Genomic DNA, 24634 nt, shown 5'->3' with positions numbered 1-24634 from the left:
TATGACAACGAAAAATCCGATAAAACTTTTCCTACGGCCCGTCACTCACACTTAAAGAACACGCCAATAGAGCGTATGCCTACCGGATCAGCCCGAGGAAACCGAAATGAGTGACATCCAGTTATCCGATGTAAACACCCTGCGCCAGCGTGCGCGCACCCACGTCGAGAACGGTGCCGTGACCGAAGGCTACAGTGCCAACCGCGAAGAGGTGCTGCGTCTGCTCAACGAGTCGCTGGCCACCGAGTTGGTCTGCGTGCTGCGCTACAAACGCCACTACTTCATGGCCGAGGGACTGAAGGCCGCGGTCGCCGCCGAAGAATTCCTCGAGCATGCGACCCAGGAAGCCGAACACGCCGACAAACTCGCTGAACGCATTGTGCAGTTGGGGGGCGAGCCGGAGTTCAATCCCGACCTGCTGTCGAAAAACTCCCACGCCCAATACGTGGCCGGCAACACCCTCAAGGAAATGGTCTACGAAGACCTGGTGGCCGAGCGCATCGCCATCGACAGTTACCGCGAGATCATTCAATACATTGGCGAAAAGGATCCGACGACGCGGCGGATTTTCGAAGACATCCTGGCTCAGGAAGAAGAGCATGCGGATGATATGGCGGATTTGCTGAAGGGATTGTAAAGAGCAGAAAGATCGACTTGCTGCAGCCTCTACAGCAAGTCTTTTTTTCGCACAAACTCCAAGTAACAACTAAACAATAGACCTGAACTCTTCCTTAATTATTATGGAGTAGCAACCCTATAGCTTTATAAACCCAAGGAAGGATATAAACATGCACATAGATCAACGTCTGGAATTCATTCGCTCCCTGCCCGCACTGCAAACTTCAGCCATTCGCAAATTTGCAGACATGTCGGATGAAACGCCAACACCGCCAGGTGACACCAATGAAGCTGCGGCCAGCGTCAGCGCGGACAACATTAATATTTACATGCCCGGAGTGTCGGATAGCATTGTTTCCGACGTCAACCTCTGCAAGCTGGTCATGCAAAATGCTGCAGACATTGAATTCCCCAGAGACGACCAACAGGCAGCGTGGTTTGACTACTACATTGATGGCTTGAAAGGTTTTGGCTGGATCATGCAGGCCAAGGTCATTCAGGACGTCGAGATCAAAGGCGTGAACCTGTCAATGGACGAGGTGGCTTTATCGGTAATCAAGGACCTTATTGGCGACAAAGCCACGCTATTGGCGAATCTTGCCAAACGAGTGATCAGCCAAGTTCAAGGCGATTCAAAGCTCGTCGAACTTTTCAGTTCAAACCAAAAAATCGGAAAACAATCCAAGTTTGACATAACGCCTGCCTGGGTCGACAACAAAGGTCAGGCGAATATGGTGCTGAACAGCATTTACCTGGACGCCAGGGAAAGTACGACGAATATTCTGTTCTGGAAAACCACTAAAAAGTCCACGCTCATCCAATCCGGTGCCGTGCATACTTATCTGGACAATAGCACCTTCAATGACTTGCGCAGCGTCTTGCGTGAAGAGTTTCTGGAAGATGCGAAAAGCAAGATAAAAAATCTTCCGCGCCTGAAAAAGCAATAACTTTTCCCGCTGAAGTCGACGAACCCTCGTCGGCTTCACCACCTGAAATTATTGAACAGCCTGAAGATCGCACACCATGAAAAAAATCATTCTAGACCCGTACCTGGTAAACGGCTCCATCCTTATTTTTCACGGAAAGCAAGATGCCTCATTTAAAGATGACATTTTACATTCCAGCCTTGCAGCCCATCTGGCAACCGAGGCAGTCAGCACCGCCCCATCCGAAACGTGGTCATTCTATAAAGAAAACCTTTCAAACTTTAACTGGATCACCAACAGCGATCACACTCGTACCCTGTCCCTGAGCGAAAAAAGTCTGCTCGATATAGTCTTCGAGGCCAGTAGCCCGACCCTGTCTGAAGATGAGCAGGAGGCATTATCCGTAGTATGTACGCTGCTTCGGGAGCGCCCCCATGACGCCGATGTGATAAAGGCCCTGACCGAACGGTTCGACTCTGATGCGGTTTGCGTCTCCCAGGAAACCACCAATGACACTGAACAGGCAAAGCATTGCGCCGTGATACTTACGCTGATTCGCGAAGATAAAACCATTTTCACCCTGCGTGTCGCGTTCAAAACAACGCACGCGCTTGATATCAAGCTTCTCAATGAACCGGTATTGCAAACCATCGATGATGGCGAAATCAACGCATGGTTATTAAGCAGCACCTTGGACGAGGCGTTTTATAAAATGATGCAACAGGGGATTGATGAGTATATCGAGGAGGATCTCGGCAAAATCATTCCCATCCAGACGCTCCCCCCAGCGGTGGAAATAGCCCTTACCGAGAATTGAGCGCCTCCCTACCGCACTTCGACAGCTGCCCTGCCCAGTGCGGTAGATACCCGCCAATCAACATCAATTCTTCACCGTCTTCGGCGCCTTGCCCATCTTCATCTGCTGCAATAACGGCGCACACTGATTGGCTTCGCCGCCACTCGGCGCTACCAGCGCCAGCAGCCCGGCTGCCGGGCCTGCGATAACGCCCAAGGCGACCATTCCGGCGCCGCGCAACATCAAGGGCACCGATTTGACCCCGGCATCCGGCTTGATGAATTTGCCGCGCACGTAAAGAGGCGAGCGCAGCGAAATCAGGCGCCAGCCCTTGGACTCGGGGGTGACGGTCAGGTCGAGCTGTTCGGTGGCCATATTTGCCGTGCCATCGATGTAGATGACTGCGTTCTCGGTGTCGAACACAAACAGGCGCGAGGTGGCCAGGCCTTCCTTGATGCCGAAGTCGGCGGCGGCGCAGTTGATCTTCACTTCCTTGTCGCCAAAGATCTTGCCGACCACATAGTTGCCCACGTTCAGCCCCGCCAGTTCCATCAGTTCACGGCTGATCGCGCCGTCGTTGATCAGCATCTTCAGATCCCCATTGGCACTGCCCAACAACGCGGCCACCGAATTGCCGCGCCCGCTGATATCGGCATCACCGTTGAGTTCACCGAAGCTGGTCTTCATCGGTTCGAAAGTCGGGAACAGTTGCTTGAGCTTGAAACCGCGGGCGCTGAGTTTGGCCCGGCCCTGCAGCGGTGTGGTGTGGCCGTTGAGGCGGATCAACGCGTCCAGCTTGCCGCCCGCCACGCCAAAGCGCAGCGGTTCGAGATTAAGCTGGCCGTCATTGAGAATCACGTGGGCATACAAGTCGTTGAATGGCAGCTTTTCGCTGTGGACGATGCGCTTGCCGGTGAATTCGACGTCCGCGTCCATGTCCCGCCAACGCTCGGTGCGGAACTCTTCCACCGGCAGCAGCTTGTCCGCTGGTTGCTTGCTATCGCCGCCGCGCGCCTTTTGCCTGGCGTTGGAATCGGCACCGATCAAGGGCGCCAGGTCGGCGAACAGCAGTTGATTGGAGACCAGCGCACCACTGAGTTTCGGCCGTGGCTGGCTGGCGACGTAGGTCAGGTTGCCGTGGATATCGCTGCTGCCGATGGTGCCGTTGAAGTCCTCATAGCGGAATTTCGCCCCCTCCGATCCCCGCAGATTGGCACTCAAGTGGCCGTCCGTGGCGTAAGGCGGCGAATCCGGCAGGGTCACGCCGGTCAATGGATAGAGGTTGCCCAGGCTGGTGCCCGCGAGTTTCAGGCGCAGGTCCAGCGCTCCCAGGTTCAACGGATCGGTCAGGGTGCCGGCCAGCTCGACTCGGGTATCGGCAATCTGCACTTGAGCCTGCAGTGGGAAAGGCTGGGCCGCGTCCTGCAACGCCAACAAGCCGCCGACCTTGCCCTGGCCGGTGAGCGCCTGCCCGTGGTACTGGCCTTTGACCTTCAGCGCGAACGCGTAATCCTGCGGTGCCGTGCCCTGCTCACGGGCTTTCTTCGCCGCCTTGTCTCCGACGATATCGCTGAACGGAATCGGTTTGCCGAGCGGATCGATCAGCAGGTCGAGGCGGGTTTTCAGGCTTTGATCGTCGAGGGTCACATGGCCTTTGTCGAAGCCGATCGAGCCGATATCGACCACCCAGCTCGACGGTTCGGCATCCGGATCCTTGGGGTCGAAGGTGAACGTCCAGTTGGCACGCCCGTCAGCCAGGCGCTGCAACTGGGCATTGGGCTCCGTCAGGTCGATACGCGGAATCACCACGCGTTGCGCCAGCAGGGCCAGCGGCGAAATACGTAACTCGACGCGCTTGAGGGTGGCCATCTGTGGTTGCTTCAACCAGTCCGGATTACCGAGGCTGAGATCTTCGGCCACCACGTGAGGCCAAGGCACCCAAGCGCGCCAGCCGCCTTCATCGGCTTCACGCTTCCAGATCACCGCCAGGTTGCCATTGATCGCGAAGGACCGATGCAACTCCTCGGAGACCTTGGCATTGAGCGGGGGCTTGATTCGGTTCCAGTCAAAGAATGCGATGAACACCAGCAATACAGCCAACAACAGCACCAGGCTGGCGAGGATCCAGGCGAAAATTTTACCGGGGCGCGTCATTGCACAAAGCTCCTGATCACTGCTTGGCGTCCTGACCGCGACGCACGTCGAAAATCCCGGGCCGAAAATCGACCGTCTCTGCAAACTACGACTGGCAAATGGCCCGCAGGTTTAATGAAAAAGCCGATTCAAGGGCAAATAACCGTCTTTTTCCTGATCAACCCGACAAGAATCCGTTACCCACCCTGCACTTTTACGACCCACGCATGAGTCGAAAATACCCACATCGGTGCTGAAACGCTCGCCGGAAACGCCCGATCTAGAGCCATCCAGCAGAACCATCAATTCCGTTGATTATTACCATTGTCCTTATGAACTTTTATATCGATTTATCGAGAGTAGCATTGGCTTCGTACCCACTTTGTCGCCCACCCACGGAGCACCCGACCATGAAACGCCAATTACTGCTGAGCCTGACCCTTTCGATTCTCGCCGCCAACGCGTTTGCCCTGCCCGCCGCCGAGCAAGCAACGCCACAAGTCAAAGCCGAACACTCGGTGTTCAGCCAGACCGTTGCCGAAGGCGGATCCGACCGTCTGCTGGAGCGCAATAAAGTCGCCGCCGATGGTTTCGACCGCACGCCTCAAGGCCAGACCATTGCCGAAGGTGGCCGCGACCGCCTGGAAGAAAAAGGCCTGGTTGAAGACGGCTACGACCGTACCCCACAAGGCCAGGTGGTTGCCGAAGGTGGTGGTGACCGTGTGATCGAACGCAACAGCACTGTGAGCTGAGCCCATGGTGGCCTGGAAAAAAGCCCGACTCCCTGGAGTCGGGCTTTGACTGTGTGAAAACGCACTTCCCCCGCAACACAATCCCCGCCTGAACCTGCCAACACCAGTTCGACGCCGGCAAAGCCGATTTGCTAGAGTGCGCCGCCGTACCTGATGAGAAGTCAGCCGCCTGATGCTGCCCCGCGCCGAACAGAAACAACAGACCCGCCACGCCCTGATGGACGCCGCTCGCCATCTGATGGAGTGTGGCCGGGGGTTCGGTAGCCTGAGCCTGCGGGAAGTGGCGAAAACCGCCGGGATCGTCCCCACCGGGTTCTACCGTCACTTTGCCGATATGGACCAACTGGGCCTGGCGCTGGTCAGCGAGGTCGGTCAGACCTTCCGCGAAACCATTCGCCTGGTGCGCCATAACGAATTTGTCATGGGCGGGATCATCGACGCTTCGGTACGGATCTTCCTCGATGTGGTCGCCGCCAACCGTTCACAATTCCTGTTCCTCGCCCGCGAGCAGTACGGCGGCTCGTTGCCGGTACGCCAGGCCATCGGTCAACTGCGCGAGAATATCAGCGCCGACCTGGCCGCCGACCTGTCGTTGATGCCCAAGTTGCAACACCTGGACCTGGCCGGCCTCTCGGTGGTTGCCGACCTGATCGTCAAGAGCGTGTTCGCCACCTTGCCCGACATCATCGACCCGCCCGCCGAGGCGCTGCCCGAGCATTTGACGCCGCAAGCGAAGATCACCCAGCAATTGCGCTTTATCTTTATCGGCTTGAAGCACTGGCAGGGATTGGGCAGCACCGAATAGCCAGTCGCCAAACGGAAGGTTTATTCCCGAACGGGCTGACTGCGCAAACGCCGGCGCCCAATTTCAGCGCGATAAACATCGTCGCGCACCAATATGAAACATTATGAAACCCATTGCCGCCCTCTTAAGTGGCGCACGGCCCAAACCTACAGGGTTTTCCTACACTTGACCGGGTTGGCAAGCCCCTTGCTCTAGCGTGTTTACTGCTCATCGCTGGAAGCTGCCCCATGCTGGTCATCCACCGCCGAATCGCCCCACAACCCGCCTGGGCCGCCGAACTGCTGCTCAACTTTGACGCCCGCAGCAAAAGTCGCCTGCGCTGTTTCAGTGTCGAGGGTGAAGACGTCGGCCTGTTCCTCGAACGCGGGCAACCGCCGCTCTACGACGGCGAATGCCTGCAAGCCGAGGACGGACGCATCGTGCGGGTCTGCGCACGTCCCGAACAACTGCTGCACGTCACTTGCGCCAATGCCTTCGAACTGACCCGCGCCGCCTACCACCTGGGCAACCGGCATGTCGCCCTGCAAGTGGGCGATGGCTGGCTGCGCTTGCTCGACGACTATGTCCTGCAGGCCATGCTCGACCAATTGGGCGCCCGCACCGAACGAATCGAAGCCCCCTTCCAGCCGGAACACGGCGCCTACGGCGGTGGCCATCATCATTCGCGCCATGGCGATGACGACTTCAATTACGCGCCGAAGCTGCACCAGTTTGGCGTGCGCTTGTGAATCCGGCATGGGCCCTGCTGCGCCTGGCCAGCCCGCAGCTGCCGATCGGCGGCTACAGCTATTCCCAGGGGCTGGAAATGGCGGTGGAGAATGGTCGCGTCAGCGACCCCGGATCGGCGAGGCGCTGGATCAGCGACCAGTTGTTGCTCAACCTCGCCCGATTCGAGGCGCCCTTGCTGCTCGGCCATTGTCAGGCCGCTGCCGAAGAAGACTGGACGCTGTTGCGCCAGCACTGCGATCAGCACCGCGCCAGCCGCGAAACCCGCGAGCTGCATCAGGAAAGCCGGCAGATGGGCTATTCCCTGCAGCAACTGCTCAATGGCTTGCCGGAGCTGGACGCCAACGCACGAACGTTCCTCGAGCAGACCGCCGAGCCGCACCTGGCCCTGGGCTGGGCCCTGGCCGCCCGCGCCTGGCACATCAGTGCGCAGGACGCCCTGGCCGCCTGGCTGTGGAGTTGGCTGGAGAACCAACTGGCGGTGCTGATGAAAACCTTGCCGCTGGGCCAGCAGGCCGCGCAACGCCTGACCAGTGAACTGCTGCCGCTGCTGCAACAGGCCCAGCAGGCAGCCGCGGCACTTGATCCCCAACACTGTGGCAGCGCCGCTTTCGGCCTGTCCCTGGCGTGCATGGCCCATGAGCGCCAGTACAGCCGTCTGTTTCGTTCCTAGGGCCCCTTGTTTTGGAGAATCACATGAACACACAACCCCTGCGGGTCGGTATCGGTGGCCCGGTTGGCTCCGGCAAAACCGCGCTGACCCTGGCCCTGTGCCTGGCCCTGCGCGAGCGCTACAACCTGGCAGTGGTCACCAACGACATCTACACCCGCGAAGACGCCGATTTCCTGGTGCGCAATGAGGCCCTGGCCCCGGAGCGCATCATCGGCGTCGAAACCGGTGGCTGCCCGCACACGGCGATCCGAGAGGACGCCTCGATCAACCTCGAGGCCGTGGATCAACTGAACCGGCGGTTTCCCGGGCTGGACCTGATTCTCGTGGAGTCCGGCGGTGACAACCTGTCGGCGACCTTCAGTCCGGAACTCTCCGACCTGACGATCTATGTGATCGATGTCTCGGCCGGCGACAAGCTGCCGCGCAAGGGCGGACCGGGGATCTGCAAATCCGACCTGCTGGTGATCAACAAGATCGACCTGGCGCCACTGGTGGGTGCATCGCTGTCGATGATGGACAGCGATACCCGGCGCATGCGTAACGGCAAGCCTTTCGTCTTCAGCAACCAGAAAATCGGCCAGGGCCTTGAGGAAATCATCGCCTTCATCGAACGCCAGGGCCTGCTGACCGCTGCCTGACACTTATCCACAAGCCACTCAACAAGGACGCTTATCCATGACACTCCAACGTCTTTTCGCCGCTGCGGCGCTACTGCTCACACCGGCCCTGGCCTTTGCTCACCCGGGGCATGGCGATAACGGCCTGCTGGCCGGCATCAGCCACCCGATCGGCGGCCTCGACCACTTGCTGGCCATGCTTGCTGTCGGCTTGTGGGCCGCCCAGCAACAGGGCGCCGCACGCTGGGCGCTGCCCTGCACCTTCGTCGGCACCATGCTGCTGGGCGGAATGCTGGGGTTCGAGGGCCTGGAACTGCCGGCGCTGGAAAGCGGGATTGCTGCCTCGGTACTGGCGCTGGGCTTGGCCGTGGCGCTTGCCGTACGTCCACCGCTGAGCCTGGCCGTCGCCGCGACGGCTGGCTTCGCCCTGTTCCACGGCGTGGCCCATGGCCTGGAACTGCCGGACATGTCGAGCCCCTGGACCTACGCCGCCGGTTTCGTCCTCGCCACTGCGGCTCTGCACGCGGCCGGTTATGGGCTGGTGCGGGTATTGCCGCAAGCCGCTGCGCCGCTGGTGCGCGTCGCCGGGGCAGTGTCGGCCGGCATGGGTGCCTGGCTTATGGTGGGATAAGCACGGCAGCAAGCTGCAAGCAAGATCAGGAGCCAACGCGGCTCCTCATTAACTTGTGGCTTGCCGCTTGCAACTTGTGCTCCTCTGCTACCATGTCGCGCAACCCTTACCGCCGTGACGACGCCCGCCAATGCCCCACGCTCCCCGCTCTGCCCCTCAGCCTGAACTGACCGCTCTGTTTGCCACGGTGCAAGCGCATTTCCGGCAGGTCATCGTGCCGCTGTGGCAGGGCCCGGGCTGGAACGCCGACATGGCGCTGCCCTACGAAGCGCTGGACGCCGCGCAACAGCCCTTGCCGCCACAACGCTACCGGGCGATGGCGTGCGCGCGCCAGCTGTACCTGTTCGCCAGCCTGATCGGTGAAGTGACGGGGGCCGAGGAGCGGGCGGCGGCGTTGTTCCGCTCGCTGCAACGGCATTTCCACGATGCCGAGCATGGCGGCTGGTTCTATAGCATCGATGCCCAGGGCGCACCGCTGGACACCCGCAAAGACCTCTACACCCACGCCTTCATCCTGTTTGCCTGTGCCCATTACTGGGCCAGAGTCCGGGAGCCGCTGGTCGAATCGGTGCTCAATGCGGCCCTGGAAGTGATCGCCCAGCGCTTTGCCACGAACGACGGTCTGTACGAAGCCAGCCTTGACCGCGACTGGTCATCGCTGGGCTCGGGACCTCTGCAAAATCCACTGATGCATTTGGCCGAAGCCTTCCTCGCGACCCTCGCAGTACGCGATGACGCTGCGGTCGGCGACGCGCTGAACGCGCTGTGCAACGCGATGCACAAACACTTCATCGACCCGCAACACGGGGTGATGATGGAGAAACCGCTGGGAGCTGTGGATAACTGGTTCGAACCCGGGCACCAGTTCGAATGGTTTTTCCTGCTGGATTCGTCGACTGCCCTGCAGGGGTCGCCGTTACACGCTTCGTTGACCCGCGCGTTTGCCTTTACCGAGCAGCGAGGCGTCGATCCGCAGACGGGTGCGGTCGCCGCCATGCTGGAACTGGATCAGGCCGCAGCGCCACGCGATGCGACCCAGCGCATCTGGGCCCAGGCCGAGTACCTGCGTGCGCTGACCTTGCGACCGCACAGCCAGGCGGCGCTGCTGCACCAAGTGACGGCCCTGCAGCAACGCTTCCTGCATGCCGCTGGCTGGTACGAATGCCTGGACGCCCAGGGCGTGGTCAGTCGCCTGGACATGCCCTCGACCACGCCTTACCACTTGGCGACCTGCTACGCCGGACTGGCCGCCTACTGCGCCAGAGGCTGATCAGCCCTTGGCGCCACGATCGATGGCAAAGCCACCCCAGGTCTGACTCACCGGCATCAACTCAAGGCGATTGATGTTGATGTGCGCCGGCGCGTTGAGCACCCAGAAAATCGTCTCGGCAATGTCTTCCGGCTGGATCGGCTCGGCACCGGCGTAAGTGGCGTCGTAACGCGCCTGATCACCGCCGAAGCGCACCAGCGAGAATTCGCTTTCACACAGCCCCGGCTCGATGTTGCTGACGCGCACACCGGTGCCCTGCAGGTCGCAACGCAGGTTCAGCGAGAACTGTTTGACGAACGCCTTGCTCGCGCCATACACGTGGCTGCCCGGGTACGGGTAATTGCCGGCGATCGAACCGAGGTTGATGATCCCCGCGCCACGGCCGTGGGCGATCAGCCGCGGCAGCAACAGGCGGGTGCTGTACATCAGGCCCTTGATGTTGGTGTCGACCATGGTGTCCCAGTCATCCAGGTCGCATTTCGGCGCAGGATCCACCCCCAGGGCCAGGCCCGCGTTGTTGATCAGTCCACGCAAGGTGGCGAACGACGGTGGCAGGTTGCTGATGGCCGCTTCCATGGCCTTGCGATCGCGTACGTCGAGGACCAGGCCATGGACCTCGGTCTGTGCCGACAACTCGGCGCACAGGGCATTCAGACGCTCTTCACGACGCCCGGTCAGCACCAGCTTCCAGCCAGCCGCGGCAAAACGCCGGGCGCAAGCTTCACCAAAACCGGACGTGGCGCCGGTAATAAACAGGGTGTTGGACATCGTGCTCTCCTTGATCGGGCTGCTACACAGCCGGTGTAATGAACCATCAGGCGGCAGCATGCCCGGCCCGCTGGCGACGGGCAACCTCGGGTTTATTGAACAAAAAACAACCAGATCGAGCAAAGCCTTTAAATCCGTGGCCTGCAGCGCATTACACCCACCTTATCCACAGCCCGACCCACATTCTCTGGGGGCAACTCGATCGGGCTGAAAACCGCTATCCACAAGGCTTTGCCAGCAGATTGCAAAGTTTTTTGCTTGACCCGAACTCCCTCGCGTGTAGCCATCGACCTCAAACTCGACCGTGCGGTCAACTTGACGATGGCGGCAAGCCAGCAACCACGCTGCTTTGCGAGGTCTTTCCAGAGTTTGATCACAGACTTATCCACAGGCTGATACAGCCCTTTCCAGTGCTATCTGCCAGCCAATAAAAAGGTTGACATTCCGCCCATGGAGCTGCGTAAAAACACCTGCTCAAAAAACCACCAAAGCCCTGAAAGCCACGAAAACAAAGGCCTACAGCGAGTTGCACCCACGTTACCCACAGCCCGCTCCACAGCAAACGGGGACAACTCAAAACTGTAGAAAAACAGTGATTTGCAGCGGCTTTATGTCGCGCTTTGGCAACTGCTTCAGATTGTTTTCCACAATTTCACCGAGCCCGTCATCAAGCAGGCTTTTACCCAGACGAAAAAAAGCCCCGAGCGAACGCATCGGGGCTTGTGGATAACCGCCGTTGTCAGTGCCCGCCAAGATAGGCGTTACGCACCTCCTCATTGACCAACAACTCCTTGCCGCTGCCCGTCAGGCGGATCTGCCCGTTGACCATCACATAGGCGCGATCCGACAGGCGCAGCGCATGGTTGGCGTTCTGCTCGACCAGGAAGATGGTCATGCCGGTGCTCGCCAATTCCCGCAGGGTGGCGAAGATCTGCTTCACCACGATCGGCGCCAGTCCCAGGCTCGGCTCATCGAGCAGCAGTAGCTTGGGACGGCTCATCAGCGCCCGGGCGATGGCCAGCATCTGCTGTTCGCCACCGGACATGGTCATGGCGCGCTGGTTACGCCGCTCCTTGAGCCGCGGAAACAGCTCGAACATGCGCTGCATGTCTTCGGCCGCGTATTTGTCGCCGATCGGGATCGTGCCCATCTGCAGGTTTTCCTCGACTGTCATGTCGGGAAAAACCCGCCGCCCTTCCGGCGATTGCGCAATGCCGTTGGAGGCGATGTAGTGCGACGACTTGTGGGTAATGTCTACGCCCTGATAGAGAATCTGCCCATCGGCGGCTCGCGGCTGGCCAAAAATCGACATCAGCAGCGTCGACTTGCCGGCGCCGTTGGAGCCGATCAGGCTGACGGTTTCCCCCTCATTGATGTGCAGCGAGACTTTTTTCAGGGCCTGGATCGGCCCGTAGAACACGTCCAACTCCTTGAGTTCGAGGATCGGTTGGCTCATACCACCTCCTCTTCGTCAGCACCCAGGTAGGCGGCAATCACTTTCGGGTCGTTGCGAATCGCTTCGGGTCCGCCCTCTGCGATCACGTTCCCGTGGTCCAGCACCACGATGTGGTCAGAAATGCTCATTACCATGCCCATGTCGTGTTCGATCAATACCACGGTCAGATCGTGCTCATCGCGCAGCACCCGGATCATCGCGCTCAGCGCTTCGGTTTCCTGCGGGTTGAGGCCGGCAGCCGGTTCGTCGAGGCAGATGATCTGCGGCCGTGTGCACATGGCCCGGGCGATTTCCAGGCGTCGTTGCTGGCCGTAGGACAGTTCGCCAGCCAGCCGGTTGGCGCAGTCCACCAGGTCGACCACCTCCAGCCAGTAGAACGCACAGTCCAGTGCGTCGCTCTCGGCCTTGCGGTAGCCCTTGGTATTGAGGATGCCGGCCAGCATGTTGCGGTTGACCCACATGTGCTGGGCCACCAGCAGGTTTTCCAGCACCGACATTTCCTTGAACAGGCGAATGTTCTGGAAGGTCCGGGCCAGGCCGGCACGGTTCACCAGATGAGTGCCGCCGAACATCTTGTAATACAGGCGCGAGGCAAAGTTTTTCGGCGAAACGAAGTCGGTCGCCTTGAACGATTCGCCCAGCAACTGGATGACGTTGGTTTGCTTGCCGCGGGTGTTGAGTTCGATCTTGCCGCCCGAGGCTTTGTAGAAACCGGTCAGGCAGTTGAACACTGTGGTCTTGCCGGCACCGTTGGGGCCGATCAGGGCGAAGATCGAGTTGCGATGGACTTTCAGGCTGACGTCACTGAGGGCTTTGATACCGCCGAAGTGCATCATCAGTTTCTCTACACTGAGTACGACTTCACTCATGGCCCTGCCCCCTTTCATACGCAATGGCACCTTTACGCGGGGTCACGCCCGTCCGGCTGATCCGGATCAGGCCACGTGGCCGCCAGATCATCATCAACACCATCAGCACGCCAAACAGCAGCACCCGGTACTCGGCGAAGCCACGCAGCAGCTCCGGGGCAACGGTCAGGACGAACGCGGCAATCACCACGCCAATGGTCGAGCCCATGCCGCCGAGGACCACGATCGCGAGGATCAGCGCTGACTCGAAGAAGGTGAACGAAGTCGGGTTGACGAAGCCCTGGTAGGTGGCGAAGAACACCCCGGCCAGGCCGGCGGTCGAAGCACCGATGGTGAACGCCGAGAGTTTTACCAGCACATGGTTCAGGCCCATGGAGCGACAGGCGATTTCATCTTCACGCAGGGCTTCCCAGGCGCGACCGACCGGCATGCGGGTCAGGCGGTGCTTGATGTACAGCACCGCGAGCACGACGAGGAACAGCACGGCGTAGATGAAGTAGTACTTCACGTCAGGGTTGTAGGCGATACCGAAAAACTCGTGGAACGGCACCCCGCCCTCTTTCGCACGTTTGCCGAACTCCAGGCCGAAGAAGGTCGGCAAGGGCGCCGGCATACCGTTCGGGCCGCCGGTGAGCGACAGCCAGTTGTTGAGGATCAGGCGAATGATTTCACCGAAGCCCAGGGTCACGATCGCCAGGTAGTCACCGTGCAGGCGCAACACCGGGAAACCGAGGATGCAGCCGGCCAGCGCGGCGGTGATTGCCGCCAGCGGCAGCACGGTCCAGAAGCCCAGTCCCAGGTACTGGTAGCCCAGCGCCAGGCCATAGGCGCCGATGGCGTAGAACGCCACGTAACCCAGGTCGAGCAGGCCGGCCAGGCCGACCACGATGTTCAGGCCCAGGCCCAGCAACACGTAGATCAGGCCGAGGATCACCACCCCCAGCAGGTAGGAGTTGGAGAAGAACGGGAAGATCACCGCAATCGCAATCATCAGCGGGATGATCCAGCGCAGGCGTGACTTGTAGTCGGGCGCCAGCACATGCACCCCGGACCCGGTGGATTCGAAACCTTCGAGAATCCGCCGGCCCTTGCTGGTCTGCAGGAACAGGCTCAGGGCAAAGCGCCCGGCCATGACCACGGCGACGATCCAGGCCACCCGCGTGGGCTCCAGGTTGAAGCTGTAGCCATCCAGTACGACGCCGACAATCGGGCCAAAAACGATGAGGGAAATCAGGCCGGCGAGGATCGCGTCGACCACACTTTGTTTGATATCGATGGATTTCTTATGGGTTGCAGACATCGCTTACACCTTCGACACAAGAGGACGGCCGAGCAGGCCTTGAGGCCGAAAGACCAGAACAAGTACGAGCAGCGAGAAGCTGAACACGTCTTTGTAGTCGGAGTTGACCAGGCCGGAGAACAGCGATTCGGAGATCCCCAGGATGATTCCGCCGAGCATTGCCCCGGGCAATGAACCGATACCACCCAGTACCGCGGCGGTGAAGGCCTTGATGCCGATGACGAAGCCTGCGTAGAAGTCGAAGGTGCCGTAGTTCATGGTGATCAGCACACCGGCCAACGCCGCCATGGCGGCACCGATGATGAACACGTAGGAGATTACCCGGTCGGTGTTGATGCCCAGGATCGAGGCCATCTTGCGGTCTTGTTGCGTCGCCCGGCACATGCGCCCGAGCTTGGTGTACTTGATGATGTAGGTCAGCAGCGCCATACCGGCGAATGCGGCGACCAGGATGAAGATCTTGGTGTAGGTCAGTTGTACGAAACCTTCACCGATATCCACGCGCCATGCACCGGTGAGCAGCGTCGGAACACCCTGTTGGCGGGCGCCCTGGCTGATCTGTGCATAGTTTTGCAGGATCAGGGAAATACCGATGGCACTGATCAGCGGTGCCAGGCGGGTCGAGTTACGCAGGGGTTTGTAGGCAATTCGCTCGATGACCCAGCCATACACCCCGGTGACGACAATGGTGAAGACCAGCGTGCCGAGCATCAACAGCGGGAAGGATTCAATACCGAAGTACGCCAGCAGTGCCAGACTGATTGCCGCGAGGTAAGCGGAAATCATGTAAACCTCGCCGTGGGCGAAGTTGATCATGCCAATGATGCCATAGACCATTGTGTAGCCGATGGCGATCAGGCCATAGACCGACCCGAGGGTCAGGCCGTTGACCAGTTGCTGCAGGAAAATACCATCCATAACGCAATCTCACGCAGTGAGAACCTGCACACCCAGGGTGTGCGGTTCTTCCAGGAAAAATACAGATTTACGCGCTACTACCGCCCTCCTGTAGGAGCGAGCTTGCTCGCGAAAAACGTCAACGATAACGCGCACTTGCTGTTTAACCGCGTTATCTGAAGGTTCTTCGCGAGCAAGCTCGCTCCTACAGGGGGAGCTCAGCCCTTACTTCTGTTTTTCCAGCTGGTGATACTTGCCGTCCTTGTCCCACTGGTAAACCACGTAGTCGGAGACTTTCAGGTCACCCTTGGCATCCCAGGTCTTCTCGCCCATGACGGTTTTCACCGGGTTGGCCTTGAGCCACTTGGCGGCGTCTTCGCCCTTGTTGGACTTGGCGCCGTTGAAGCCGGCGGCCAGTGCCTGGACCGAGGCGTAGGCATACAGGGTGTAGCCTTCAGGCTCGGTGCCGGCCTTGCGGAACGCGTCCACCACCGCCTTGCTCTCTGGCAGCAAGCGTGGGTCGGCGCCGAAGGTCATCAGCACGCCGTCGACGTATTGCGGGCCACCGGCGGTGGTCACCAGCTCGTCGGTCACGATGCCGTCGTCGGACATGAACTTGACGTCTTTCAAGCCTTCAGTACGCAGTTGCTTGACCAGCGGACCGGCTTCCGGATGCAGGCCGCCGAAGTACACCACGTCGGCACCGGCGGCGCGGATCTTGGTGACCACGGCGCTGAAGTCCTTCTCGCCACGGGTCAGGCCTTCATACAGCACCGGCGTCACGCCGCGCTTGATCAGTTGAGCCTTGGTCGCATCTGCCAGGCCCTGGCCGTAGGTGTCCTTGTCGTGTAGCACCACGACTTTCTTGCCCTTGAGCACGTCGACAATGTAGTCGCCGGCGACGATGCCTTGCTGGTCGTCACGCCCGCACATACGGAACATGGCGCTCAGGCCACGCTCGGTCACTTGCGGGTTGGTGGAACCGGGGGTGATGGCGATGATGCCCGCTTCGTCGTAGATCTCCGACGCCGGGATGGTCGAGGAGGAGCAGAAGTGACCGACAACGCCGGCGACTTTCTGGTTGGTCAGGTCCTTGGCGACGGTCACCGCCTGTTTTGGCTCGCAGGCGTCATCGCCCTTGACCAGCACGATCTTCTCACCGTTGACGCCGCCCGCTGCGTTCACCGCGTCGGCCGCGGCCTGTGCACCCTTCATGTACTGCTCGCCAAATGCCGCGTTGGCACCGGTCATCGGACCCGCTACACCAATCTTGATGTCAGCCTGAGCAAACGCCGAAACACCCAGCGCAGTAGCGACTGCGAGGGCCAGAAAGCCTTTCTTGTAAAACGTCTGGGACATGAGGTGGTGCTCCAAGGTTTTTTTAGTTGGCACTGCGACTTCACTCCATGCTCAGAGCAAGGGCCGTGCCATCGGTTTTTTATTCGTGAACAAGTCGCTGCTTTATTGTTATTTCGACTGTTTCGGGCCCATTTCCATTGGGCGTGCAACCGTCTAAAACGCAGAAGGTAAAACCACTATTTATTTTTGGCGCAACCTCCGCGTGCCACCATTGCAACCATAAGCAGAAACGACGTGCAACCGGCCTGTAACAGCATGCGTCACCGAACTGCACACTGCTGGTGCGCGACTGCTACAACCCGCACCACTACAGGCTAGTCGCAACTTCGAAAACTGCCGCTGGCGCGAGCAGATTCCGCTGCTTAAATGACAATCCGCAGGCACTGGCCCGCGTGATACAGCGAAAAACCAGCCTCATACAGGCAACTGCGCACCCCTACCCCCAGCACCGGCTGCATGGGGGCGAATGGGATGGGCAAGGCCTGAGGATTTCCGTTACACAGGTAATCGGCGAAGGCTTTGCCGACCACGGTTCCGGTGGTCACGCCCCGGCCGTTGTAACCGGTGACAGCTACCAGGCCCGGTGCTGGCTCGTACAAACGCATCAAATGATCGGGAGTAAAGGCGATACAGCCGGTCCAGGTGCACTCCCATTCCACCGGTTTGAGGTACGGAAAATAGTGTTGCTGGACCCGATCGGCCCAGGCCTTGAGGAACCAGGTCGGCTTGCGATTACCATTGCCCAGGCTGCCGAGCAACAACCGGCCGTCCTTGTCGCGACGAATGCTGCTGAGGACCTGACGGGTGTCCCAGGAACCCTGTCCGCCCGGCAGAATCTGTTGCGCAGCCTCTTCAGTCAGGGGCGTCGAAGCCACCTGATAGTAAAAGCCGGGGAAGAAGTTACGCCGCAACTCGGTCCAGTCGCCCTCGGTATAGGCATTGGAAGCAATCACCACTTGCTCGGCCAGCACCGAACCCGCGGCGGTTTGCACCGACCAGCGCTGACCCTGGCGTTCCAGTCGGGTCACCGACGAATGGTCGAACAACTGACCGCCCAGGTCGCTGGCAGCCTTGGCCAGACCACTGGTGTAGGCCATCGGATTGAGCGTACCGGCTCGCCGATCGAGTAGGGCAGCGGCGATTTTTTTGGTCCCGGTGGCTTGCTCGCAAGCCGATCCGGTCAACAACTCCACGGGGGCACCGCGACGCTTCCATTGCTCCTCGCGACTGCGCAGATCCGCTTCGCCACGCGCGTTGTGCGCCATGTGCAGCGTGCCTTCACGGCGCAACTGGCAGTCGATTTTGTATTTGTCGATCAGGCTGAACACTAGCGCCGGCGCGGCGCCGAGCATGCGGTTGAGCTGGCTGCCAACAGCTTGGCCAAAGCCTTGTTCGATTTCATCCGGCGGGATCCACATGCCGGCGTTCACCAGCCCGACATTGCGCCCCGAGCCGCCCTGACCACAGCGCTGGGCTTCCAGCACACAGACCGTCTTGCCCTGTTCCAGCAAATGCACCGCCGCCGACAAACCGGTGAAACCGGCGCCGATCACGCAGACATCTACGGTTATCTCACCCTTGAGCGCCGCTCGGTCAGGCCGCTGCGGCGTCAGTTTTTCCCATAAGCACTCTTCGCGTAACGGCATTGCCAGACTCCAACAGAAACCTAACAAACAAAAAGAGCTTCGCTGGCAAGCCAGCTCCTACAGGTCATTACAAAATCCTGTAGGAGCTGGTTTGCCAGCGAAGGGGACCATCAGTCAAACGTAATGCCCTGGGCCAATGGCAATTCCAGCGAATAGTTCACAGTGTTGGTCTGGCGGCGCATGTAACCGCGCCAGGCGTCGGAACCGGACTCGCGACCACCGCCGGTTTCTTTCTCGCCACCAAAGGCACCGCCGATTTCCGCGCCGCTCGGGCCGATGTTGACGTTGGCAATCCCGCAGTCGCTGCCCACTGCCGACATGAACTGCTCGGCTTCACGCACGTCGGTGGTGAAGATGCACGACGACAGGCCTTGTGGCACGGCGTTGTTCAGGCGCAGTGCTTCGGCGAAGTCGCTGTAGCCGACCACGTACAGGATTGGGGCAAAGGTTTCGCTGCAGACCACGTCGCTCTGCTCCGGCATTTCGACGATTGCTGGCGAAACGTAGTAGGCGTTGGGGAACTGGTCTTCGAGTTGGCGCTTGCCGCCGAACACCCGGCCGCCCTCGCTCAAGGCCTGCTCCAGGGCGTCCTGCATGTTGTCAAAACTGTGCTTGTCGACCAGCGGACCGATCAGGTTGCCTTCCAGCGGATGACCGATGCGCACTTTGGAATAGGCGGCCTTGAGGCGGGTGACAATCTCTTCCTTGACCGACTCATGGGCAATCAACCGGCGCAAGGTGGTGCAGCGCTGGCCAGCCGTGCCGACGGCGCTGAACAGGATCGCGCGCACGGCCATGTCCAGATCGGCGCTTGGGCCGAGGATCATCGCGTTGTTGCCACCCAGTTCGAGAATGCTGCGGGCAAAGCGTGCGGCGATTTTCGGCGCCACTTCGCGGCCCATGCGGGTGCTGCCAGTGGCGCTGACCAACGCCACGCGCGGGTCGTCCACCAGTGCTTCGCCGGCGTCGCGGCCGCCAATGATCACCTGGCTCAGGTGCGGGGGCGCATCGCTGAAGTTTTTCAGCACGCGGTCGAACAGCGCCTGGCAGGCCAGGGCAGTGAGCGGGGTCTTTTCCGAAGGTTTCCAGATCACCGGGTTGCCGCAGACCAGCGCCAGCGTAGTGTTCCAGGCCCAGACCGCGACCGGGAAGTTGAACGCGCTGATGACCCCGACGATCCCCAGCGGGTGCCAGGTTTCACGCATGTGGTGGCCAGGGCGCTCGGAGGCGATGGTCAAGCCGTAGAGCTGACGCGACAGGCCGACGGCGAAATCGCAGATGTCGATCATTTCCTGCACTTCACCCAGGCCTTCCTGAGTGATCTTGCCGGCTTCCCAGGACACCAGCTCCCCGAGGTCGGCCTTGTATTCACGGAGGATCTCGCCCAGTTGGCGGACCAGTTCGCCACGGCGCGGCGCCGGCACCTTGCGCCACAGTTCGAAGGCATGATCGGCACGGCTGATGTGTTGCTCGACTTGCGCGGCGCCTTCCCAGTTCACGGCGCCAATCTGGCTGCCATCGATGGGCGAATGCACCGCCACTTTGCCGTTCTGGTACAGGGCCGAGTTCACTCCCAAACGATCAAGCAATGCAGCAACCATGGGTCACTCCTCAAGCAAAAAACAGAAAGTGTGCAGCCGAAAACGCACGGCTGGTCAGGACTGTAGTTGTAGCGCTACGAAGACGTGGCAACAAACGACCATTAAGCGAGATATCATTCCGTTTATTCATGCAAAGCGCGCGACAAGAACAAGGACCACCCATGCTGAATAAACGTCACCTGCCCTCGATCACCGCCCTGCAGTGCTTCGAAGCGGTCACCCGGCACCTGAGCTTCACCCGTGCCGCAGAAGAGCTGAATCTGACGCAAAGCGCCGTGAGCAAACAAGTCGCCCAGCTCGAGGAGCTGCTGCAGCATCTGCTGTTTCGCCGGGTGCGTCGACGCCTACAGATGACTCCGGCCGGAGATTTGTATCTGGTCGAAGTCCGAAAAATCCTCACCCAGGTCGAGATGTCGACGCATTACCTGCGTTCCTACGGCGGCGAGACAGAAGTCCTGCGGGTTTCTACGCCCTCCACCTTCGGCGCACGCTGGCTGGTGCCTCGTCTGAAGGGCTGGCGCCTGCGCCATCCGCAGATTCACCTCGACCTGCGCAACGAACAGGAAGCCGACGACCTGCTGCAAGGCCACAGCGACCTGGCGTTTTTCTTTGGCCAGGGCTCTCGGCCGGGCACCGAATGCCTGAAACTGTTTGGTGAAGAGCTGGTTCCGGTGTGCGCGCCGGGCAGCCTGCCGGCAACCCCGTTTACCGATCCGACCCAGCTCAGCGAACTGGTCCTGCTGCAGAACGCCTCGCGTCCCCAGGCCTGGCACGACTGGTTCGCCAACCAGGGCTACCAGACCGAGCACAGCTACCACGGCCCGCGCTTCGAGACCTTCTACATGTGTATTCGCGCCGCCCAGGTCGGCTGCGGCGTCGCCCTGCTGCCACGCTTCCTGGTGGAAGAGGAATTGGCCGACGGCAAGCTGGTGATTCCCTGGCAGTACGCCATGCCCAGCAGCGACGCCTATTACCTGGCTTACCCGGAACATTCGGCGGAAGTGCCCAAGGTGCGCGACTTCGTCAAGTGGATGCTCGAGCAGATCGAGTCGCCGCACTGAAAAAACACTGGCCTTGGGCCTTGTGGATATGCGCCACTGGGCCCATTCACTGAATCACGGCATAGGCTGCGGCCAGCCTGGAGATCCCCCGTTATGAGCGAGAGTGTGTTTGCCGATCGCATCGTGCAGAACCTGCTCGACACCGATTTCTACAAGCTGACGATGATGCAGGCGGTGCTGCACAACTACCCCAACGTCGAGGTCGAGTGGGAATTTCGCTGCCGTAACAGCGAGGACCTGCGCCCGTATCTGGCAGAGATCCGCTTTCAGATCGAGCGCCTCGCCGAGTTGAGCCTGAGCGCCGACCAGTTGGGCTTTCTCGAGCGCATCAGCTTCATGAAGCCGGACTTCCTGCGTTTTCTCGGCTTGTTCCGCTTCAACCTGCGCTACATCCACACCGGCATCGAAAATGGCGAGCTGTTTATCCGCCTGCGCGGCCCGTGGCTGCACGTGATTCTGTTCGAAGTACCGTTGCTGGCGATTGTCAGCGAAGTGCGCAACCGCTATCGCTACCGCGAAGTGGTGCTGGAGCAGGCGCGCGAGCAGCTGTACCGCAAGTTCGACTGGCTGACCGCCAATGCCAGCAGCGATGAATTATGCGAGTTGCAGGTGGCTGATTTCGGTACCCGGCGTAGGTTTTCCTACCGCGTGCAGGAAGAAGTGGTGACGGTGCTCAAGCACGATTTCCCCGGTCGCTTTGTCGGCACCAGCAATGTGCACCTGTCCCGCGAACTGGACATGAAGCCCTTGGGCACCATGGCCCACGAATGGATCATGGCCCACCAGCAACTCGGTCCACGGCTGATCGACAGCCAGAGCGCCGCCCTCGATTGCTGGGTCCGCGAGTACCGTGGCTTGCTCGGGATCGCCCTGACCGACTGCATCACCACCGACGCCTTTCTCAACGATTTCGACCTGTACTTCGCCAAGCTGTTCGACGGTTTGCGCCACGACTCCGGCGACCCGATTGCCTGGGCCGAAAAAGCCATCGCCCACTACCACAAGCTGGGTATCGAGCCGATGAGCAAGACCCTGGTGTTCTCCGACAGCCTGACGCTGCCCCGCTCGCTGGAGATCTTCCGGGCGCTGCGTGGGCGGATCAATGTCAGTTTCGGCATTGGCACCAACCTGACCTGCGACATTCCCGGTGTCGAGCCGATGAGCATCGTGCTTAAAATGGCCGCCTGCAACGGTCAGCCCGTGGCCAAGATCAGCGATGAGCCGGGCAAGACCCATTGCAAGGACCCGAATTTCGTCGCCTATTTGCGACACGTGTTTCAAGTACCTGCCGCCCCATCCGCACATTCAAGCAAGGAGTGATTCATGCAAGCCGTACAGCGTGAGATTGCCGAGCAGCTCAAGGTTCAACCGCCCTTCGCCGACCAGGCCGCCCTGGAAGCGGAGATCGCCCGGCGGGTCAGCTTCATTCAGGATTGCCTGGTCAATTCCGGGCTCAAGACACTGGTGCTGGGCATCAGCGGCGGCGTCGACTCGCTGACCGCTGGCCTGCTGGCCCAGCGCGCCATGCGTGAGCTGCGCGAGCGCACTGGCGACACGTCCTACAAGTTCATCGCCGTGCGCCTGCCGTACCAGACCCAGTTCGATGAACACGAAGCCCAGGCTTGCGTGGACTTCATCACCCCCGACGAGCGCCACACGGTCAACATTGGCCCGGCGGTCAAGGCCCTGGCCAGTGAAGTCGCGGCCTTTGACGGCAAGCCTGCAGCCTCGGTGGACTTTGTCCTGGGCAATACCAAGGCACGCATGCGCATGGTCGCGCAGTACACCATCGCCGGCGCCGCTCACGGCCTGGTGATCGGCACCGACCATGCGGCCGAAGCGGTGATGGGTTTCTTCACCAAGTTCGGTGACGGTGCCTGCGACCTCGCCCCTCTCAGTGGCCTGGTGAAAAACCAGGTGCGGGCCATCGCCCGGCACTTCGGTGCTCCCGAGTCGCTGGTGGAAAAAGTACCGACCGCCGACCTCGAAGACCTGTCCCCGGGCAAACCGGATGAAGCGTCCCATGGCGTGACCTACGGCGAAATCGACGCCTTCCTGCACGGCGAGCCGGTTCGCGAAGAAGCGTTCCGGATCATCTGCGACACCTATCGCAAGACCCAGCACAAACGCGAGATGCCGTTTGCGCCTTGAGGCGTGAGTGAATGAAAAAGCCCGCTGAAGTGTTGAACTTCAGCGGGCTTTTTCTTTGGCCAAAAAACAGGCGTCGATGCTTCTGGCCCCTTCGCGGGCAAGCCCGCTCCTACAATGGATCGCGATCTAATTGTAGGAGCTGGCCTGTCGGGACGCCGCATCGCAGCGAAGAACGATGACGCGGTTTACCTGCTTACTTCAGGGTCACAGTGCCTTTCATCATCGAGATGTGGCCAGGGAACGAGCAGAAGAAGCCGTATTTTTCATTGGCATCGAGTTTGGAAACGTCGAAGGTCACCGAATCGGTTTCCTTGGCGCCGATAATCTTGGTGTGGGCGATGATGCGCGTGTCGCCGTCTTTCAGGTAGTTCTTCTCGATGCCGGCGGCCAGGCCGTCAGTGGCGATCGGCTGCATGTCGGCTTCTTTGCTCAGTACCCAGTTATGGCCCATGACGTTCTTCGGCAGGCTGCCGGAGTGGGTCAGCTCGACGGTGAAGGTTTTGCAGCTCTTGTCGATTTCAATGGCCTTGGTGTTGAAGGACATCTGGTCGGTGGAGTCGACGGTGACCTTGCATTCGGCAGCCATCAATTGGCTGCTGGCCAGCGTCAGCAGGGATACCGCAACAAGTTTGGCAAACATGGTGAATCTCCAAGGCAGGGTTAAAAAAATCCGTATGGTGTAGAGACTGCCTGAAAATTCCAGAAGTTCATATGACCTGAATCAAGAATTGTATACAACTTTCGGGCTATGGGACCCATCGACACAATCTACCAGCCAGACACCTCGCGCCAGCCTAAGATCAGCCCATCGACCCCAGCCTGGAGTACCCGTCATGTTCATCAACAGCCTGTTGTGCAGCCTGCTCGCCGCCTACGCCTGTGGTGCCAGCGGCACCTGCGAAGAACCTCGCCGCGCGGATTAATCCTTGGAGCACCCGGCGCCAGCCATTACTCTGCGTGAGTCACTGATCACGGAGTAAGGCATGTCGTTAACATCTGTTTGTGTGTTTTGTGGCGCCAGCACCGGCTCCAATCCGGCCTACCGCGCAGCGGCGGTGGCGCTGGGTGAAGAGCTGGCGCGACGCAAGTTGACCCTCGTCTATGGCGGTGGCGCCGTCGGCCTGATGGGCATTGTCGCGGACGCTGCCCTGGCCGCAGGCGGTGAAGTGATCGGGATTATTCCCGAAAGCCTGAAGAGCAAGGAAATCGGCCACAACGGCCTGACTCGCCTGGAAGTGGTCGATGGCATGCATGCGCGCAAGGCTCGGATGGCCGAACTCAGCGACGCCTTCATCGCCCTGCCCGGCGGCCTGGGCACGTTCGAGGAGCTGTTCGAGGTGTGGACCTGGGGCCAGCTCGGCTACCACGGCAAGCCGCTGGGGTTGCTGGAAGTGAATGGCTTCTATAGCAAACTCACCGCGTTTCTTGATCATGTCGTCGGCGAAGGCTTCGTTCGCGGCCATCACCGTGACATGCTGCAAACCAGCGAATCGCCGCAAGAGCTGCTGGATGCGCTGGATACCTGGCAGCCCGTCGCTGCGCCAAAATGGGACGGACAAAAACCCAACTAACCCTTGTC

The 24634-nt window shown here is 60.2% G+C and carries 25 protein-coding genes; 14 read left to right on the top strand and 11 right to left on the bottom strand.

Annotation, left to right across the window (positions count from 1 at the left end; all coding sequences use genetic code 11):
- The first annotated feature begins 106 nt into the window (after positions 1 to 106).
- The 3 genes from ACZYR5_RS09680 (at position 107) to ACZYR5_RS09670 (ending at position 2361) form a co-directional block, all read left to right on the top strand.
- Positions 107 to 637, top strand: a complete 531-nt coding sequence (locus ACZYR5_RS09680) for a ferritin-like domain-containing protein (protein WP_489089414.1) — start codon at positions 107 to 109, stop codon at positions 635 to 637.
- A 151-nt stretch (positions 638 to 788) separates the two neighbouring features.
- A complete protein-coding gene (locus tag ACZYR5_RS09675) occupies positions 789 to 1565 on the top strand; it encodes a hypothetical protein (RefSeq protein WP_489089413.1) in 777 nt (258 codons plus the stop codon).
- A 76-nt stretch (positions 1566 to 1641) separates the two neighbouring features.
- Positions 1642 to 2361, top strand: a complete 720-nt coding sequence (locus tag ACZYR5_RS09670; protein ID WP_489089412.1) for a hypothetical protein — start codon at positions 1642 to 1644, stop codon at positions 2359 to 2361.
- A gap of 63 nt (positions 2362 to 2424) precedes the next feature.
- Here the strand turns inward: ACZYR5_RS09670 and ACZYR5_RS09665 are convergent, their stop codons facing one another.
- Positions 2425 to 4494: an AsmA family protein gene (locus ACZYR5_RS09665; RefSeq protein ID WP_489089411.1), complete on the bottom strand. Its 2070-nt coding sequence runs from the start codon at positions 4492 to 4494 to the stop codon at positions 2425 to 2427.
- A gap of 389 nt (positions 4495 to 4883) precedes the next feature.
- Between ACZYR5_RS09665 and ACZYR5_RS09660 the strand changes: the two genes are divergently transcribed.
- The 7 genes from ACZYR5_RS09660 (at position 4884) to ACZYR5_RS09630 (ending at position 9947) form a co-directional block, all read left to right on the top strand.
- Complete coding sequence (locus ACZYR5_RS09660) at positions 4884 to 5225, top strand: hypothetical protein (RefSeq protein WP_489089410.1); 342 nt, start codon at positions 4884 to 4886, stop codon at positions 5223 to 5225.
- A gap of 172 nt (positions 5226 to 5397) precedes the next feature.
- Positions 5398 to 6030, top strand: a complete 633-nt coding sequence (locus tag ACZYR5_RS09655) for a TetR family transcriptional regulator (protein WP_489089409.1) — start codon at positions 5398 to 5400, stop codon at positions 6028 to 6030.
- A gap of 227 nt (positions 6031 to 6257) precedes the next feature.
- A complete protein-coding gene (gene ureE, locus ACZYR5_RS09650; RefSeq protein WP_489089408.1) occupies positions 6258 to 6758 on the top strand; it encodes an urease accessory protein UreE in 501 nt (166 codons plus the stop codon).
- Positions 6755 to 7429, top strand: a complete 675-nt coding sequence (locus ACZYR5_RS09645; protein WP_489089407.1) for an urease accessory protein UreF — start codon at positions 6755 to 6757, stop codon at positions 7427 to 7429. The genes ureE and ACZYR5_RS09645 overlap by 4 nt, the downstream gene beginning before the upstream one ends.
- 23 nt (positions 7430 to 7452) lie before the next feature.
- Entirely contained in the window at positions 7453 to 8067 is a 615-nt protein-coding gene (ureG, locus tag ACZYR5_RS09640; RefSeq protein WP_489089406.1) for an urease accessory protein UreG, read from the top strand.
- A 37-nt stretch (positions 8068 to 8104) separates the two neighbouring features.
- Complete coding sequence (locus tag ACZYR5_RS09635; RefSeq protein ID WP_489089405.1) at positions 8105 to 8677, top strand: HupE/UreJ family protein; 573 nt, start codon at positions 8105 to 8107, stop codon at positions 8675 to 8677.
- 130 nt (positions 8678 to 8807) lie between these two features.
- Complete coding sequence (locus ACZYR5_RS09630; protein ID WP_489089404.1) at positions 8808 to 9947, top strand: AGE family epimerase/isomerase; 1140 nt, start codon at positions 8808 to 8810, stop codon at positions 9945 to 9947.
- On the opposite strand, the gene ACZYR5_RS09625 is transcribed toward ACZYR5_RS09630, so the two are convergent.
- From ACZYR5_RS09625 to amaB, 9 genes are all read right to left on the bottom strand, one after another.
- The gene (locus tag ACZYR5_RS09625; protein WP_027617561.1) at positions 9948 to 10715 is read right to left on the bottom strand and encodes an SDR family oxidoreductase; all 768 of its coding nucleotides are present in this window, start codon (positions 10713 to 10715) and stop codon (positions 9948 to 9950) included.
- Positions 10716 to 11288: 573 nt separating this feature from the next.
- On the bottom strand, positions 11289 to 11468 hold the full coding sequence (locus ACZYR5_RS09620; protein ID WP_489089403.1) for a hypothetical protein: 180 nt from the start codon (positions 11466 to 11468) through the stop codon (positions 11289 to 11291).
- A complete protein-coding gene (locus ACZYR5_RS09615; RefSeq protein ID WP_489089402.1) occupies positions 11455 to 12171 on the bottom strand; it encodes an ABC transporter ATP-binding protein in 717 nt (238 codons plus the stop codon). The genes ACZYR5_RS09620 and ACZYR5_RS09615 overlap by 14 nt, the downstream gene beginning before the upstream one ends.
- Positions 12168 to 13040, bottom strand: a complete 873-nt coding sequence (locus ACZYR5_RS09610) for an ATP-binding cassette domain-containing protein (protein ID WP_489089401.1) — start codon at positions 13038 to 13040, stop codon at positions 12168 to 12170. The genes ACZYR5_RS09615 and ACZYR5_RS09610 overlap by 4 nt, the downstream gene beginning before the upstream one ends.
- Positions 13033 to 14340: a high-affinity branched-chain amino acid ABC transporter permease LivM gene (gene livM / locus ACZYR5_RS09605; RefSeq protein WP_489089400.1), complete on the bottom strand. Its 1308-nt coding sequence runs from the start codon at positions 14338 to 14340 to the stop codon at positions 13033 to 13035. The genes ACZYR5_RS09610 and livM overlap by 8 nt, the downstream gene beginning before the upstream one ends.
- 3 nt (positions 14341 to 14343) lie before the next feature.
- On the bottom strand, positions 14344 to 15258 hold the full coding sequence (locus ACZYR5_RS09600) for an ABC transporter permease subunit (protein WP_027617557.1): 915 nt from the start codon (positions 15256 to 15258) through the stop codon (positions 14344 to 14346).
- A gap of 204 nt (positions 15259 to 15462) precedes the next feature.
- Complete coding sequence (locus ACZYR5_RS09595) at positions 15463 to 16596, bottom strand: ABC transporter substrate-binding protein (protein WP_489089399.1); 1134 nt, start codon at positions 16594 to 16596, stop codon at positions 15463 to 15465.
- Positions 16597 to 16958: 362 nt separating this feature from the next.
- Positions 16959 to 18242 carry an L-pipecolate oxidase gene (gene amaA / locus ACZYR5_RS09590; protein WP_489089398.1) on the bottom strand — a complete coding sequence of 428 codons (1284 nt, stop codon included), beginning with the start codon at positions 18240 to 18242 and terminating at the stop codon, positions 16959 to 16961.
- Positions 18243 to 18352: 110 nt separating this feature from the next.
- Positions 18353 to 19843, bottom strand: coding sequence for an L-piperidine-6-carboxylate dehydrogenase (gene amaB, locus ACZYR5_RS09585; protein WP_489089397.1), 1491 nt, complete (start codon positions 19841 to 19843; stop codon positions 18353 to 18355).
- A gap of 161 nt (positions 19844 to 20004) precedes the next feature.
- Between amaB and ACZYR5_RS09580 the strand changes: the two genes are divergently transcribed.
- The 3 genes from ACZYR5_RS09580 to nadE all read left to right on the top strand — a co-directional run bounded on the left by ACZYR5_RS09580 (position 20005) and on the right by nadE (position 23055).
- Positions 20005 to 20904, top strand: a complete 900-nt coding sequence (locus tag ACZYR5_RS09580; RefSeq protein WP_489089396.1) for a LysR family transcriptional regulator — start codon at positions 20005 to 20007, stop codon at positions 20902 to 20904.
- Positions 20905 to 20997: 93 nt separating this feature from the next.
- Positions 20998 to 22224 carry a nicotinate phosphoribosyltransferase gene (gene pncB, locus ACZYR5_RS09575; RefSeq protein ID WP_489089395.1) on the top strand — a complete coding sequence of 409 codons (1227 nt, stop codon included), beginning with the start codon at positions 20998 to 21000 and terminating at the stop codon, positions 22222 to 22224.
- A 3-nt stretch (positions 22225 to 22227) separates the two neighbouring features.
- Positions 22228 to 23055, top strand: coding sequence for an NAD(+) synthase (gene nadE, locus ACZYR5_RS09570; protein ID WP_489089394.1), 828 nt, complete (start codon positions 22228 to 22230; stop codon positions 23053 to 23055).
- Positions 23056 to 23248: 193 nt separating this feature from the next.
- Here the strand turns inward: nadE and azu are convergent, their stop codons facing one another.
- The gene (gene azu, locus ACZYR5_RS09565; protein WP_489089393.1) at positions 23249 to 23695 is read right to left on the bottom strand and encodes an azurin; all 447 of its coding nucleotides are present in this window, start codon (positions 23693 to 23695) and stop codon (positions 23249 to 23251) included.
- Positions 23696 to 24038: 343 nt separating this feature from the next.
- Here azu and ACZYR5_RS09560 point away from each other — a divergent pair, with 343 nt between their 5' ends.
- On the top strand, positions 24039 to 24626 hold the full coding sequence (locus ACZYR5_RS09560) for a cytokinin riboside 5'-monophosphate phosphoribohydrolase (RefSeq protein WP_489089392.1): 588 nt from the start codon (positions 24039 to 24041) through the stop codon (positions 24624 to 24626).
- Positions 24627 to 24634 lie beyond the last annotated feature (8 nt).

The sequence above is a fragment of the Pseudomonas sp. F007 genome (assembly GCF_057814275.1).
The sequence above is the reverse complement of the archived record's forward strand: the minus strand, read 5'-3'. Positions and strand labels throughout refer to the sequence as shown.

Coding starts and splice junctions, on each gene's coding strand:
- ureE (WP_489089408.1), top strand. CDS start 6,258: ATGCTGGTCATCCACCGCCGAATCGCCCCACAACCCGCCTGGGCCGCC.
- livM (WP_489089400.1), bottom strand. CDS start 14,340: ATGTCTGCAACCCATAAGAAATCCATCGATATCAAACAAAGTGTGGTC.
- ACZYR5_RS09580 (WP_489089396.1), top strand. CDS start 20,005: ATGCTGAATAAACGTCACCTGCCCTCGATCACCGCCCTGCAGTGCTTC.
- ACZYR5_RS09665 (WP_489089411.1), bottom strand. CDS start 4,494: ATGACGCGCCCCGGTAAAATTTTCGCCTGGATCCTCGCCAGCCTGGTG.
- nadE (WP_489089394.1), top strand. CDS start 22,228: ATGCAAGCCGTACAGCGTGAGATTGCCGAGCAGCTCAAGGTTCAACCG.
- ACZYR5_RS09615 (WP_489089402.1), bottom strand. CDS start 12,171: ATGAGCCAACCGATCCTCGAACTCAAGGAGTTGGACGTGTTCTACGGG.
- ACZYR5_RS09560 (WP_489089392.1), top strand. CDS start 24,039: ATGTCGTTAACATCTGTTTGTGTGTTTTGTGGCGCCAGCACCGGCTCC.
- ACZYR5_RS09625 (WP_027617561.1), bottom strand. CDS start 10,715: ATGTCCAACACCCTGTTTATTACCGGCGCCACGTCCGGTTTTGGTGAA.
- ACZYR5_RS09630 (WP_489089404.1), top strand. CDS start 8,808: ATGCCCCACGCTCCCCGCTCTGCCCCTCAGCCTGAACTGACCGCTCTG.
- ACZYR5_RS09595 (WP_489089399.1), bottom strand. CDS start 16,596: ATGTCCCAGACGTTTTACAAGAAAGGCTTTCTGGCCCTCGCAGTCGCT.
- ACZYR5_RS09600 (WP_027617557.1), bottom strand. CDS start 15,258: ATGGATGGTATTTTCCTGCAGCAACTGGTCAACGGCCTGACCCTCGGG.
- ACZYR5_RS09670 (WP_489089412.1), top strand. CDS start 1,642: ATGAAAAAAATCATTCTAGACCCGTACCTGGTAAACGGCTCCATCCTT.
- pncB (WP_489089395.1), top strand. CDS start 20,998: ATGAGCGAGAGTGTGTTTGCCGATCGCATCGTGCAGAACCTGCTCGAC.
- amaB (WP_489089397.1), bottom strand. CDS start 19,843: ATGGTTGCTGCATTGCTTGATCGTTTGGGAGTGAACTCGGCCCTGTAC.
- ureG (WP_489089406.1), top strand. CDS start 7,453: ATGAACACACAACCCCTGCGGGTCGGTATCGGTGGCCCGGTTGGCTCC.
- ACZYR5_RS09635 (WP_489089405.1), top strand. CDS start 8,105: ATGACACTCCAACGTCTTTTCGCCGCTGCGGCGCTACTGCTCACACCG.
- ACZYR5_RS09610 (WP_489089401.1), bottom strand. CDS start 13,040: ATGAGTGAAGTCGTACTCAGTGTAGAGAAACTGATGATGCACTTCGGC.
- ACZYR5_RS09655 (WP_489089409.1), top strand. CDS start 5,398: ATGCTGCCCCGCGCCGAACAGAAACAACAGACCCGCCACGCCCTGATG.
- ACZYR5_RS09660 (WP_489089410.1), top strand. CDS start 4,884: ATGAAACGCCAATTACTGCTGAGCCTGACCCTTTCGATTCTCGCCGCC.
- ACZYR5_RS09680 (WP_489089414.1), top strand. CDS start 107: ATGAGTGACATCCAGTTATCCGATGTAAACACCCTGCGCCAGCGTGCG.
- azu (WP_489089393.1), bottom strand. CDS start 23,695: ATGTTTGCCAAACTTGTTGCGGTATCCCTGCTGACGCTGGCCAGCAGC.
- ACZYR5_RS09675 (WP_489089413.1), top strand. CDS start 789: ATGCACATAGATCAACGTCTGGAATTCATTCGCTCCCTGCCCGCACTG.
- amaA (WP_489089398.1), bottom strand. CDS start 18,242: ATGCCGTTACGCGAAGAGTGCTTATGGGAAAAACTGACGCCGCAGCGG.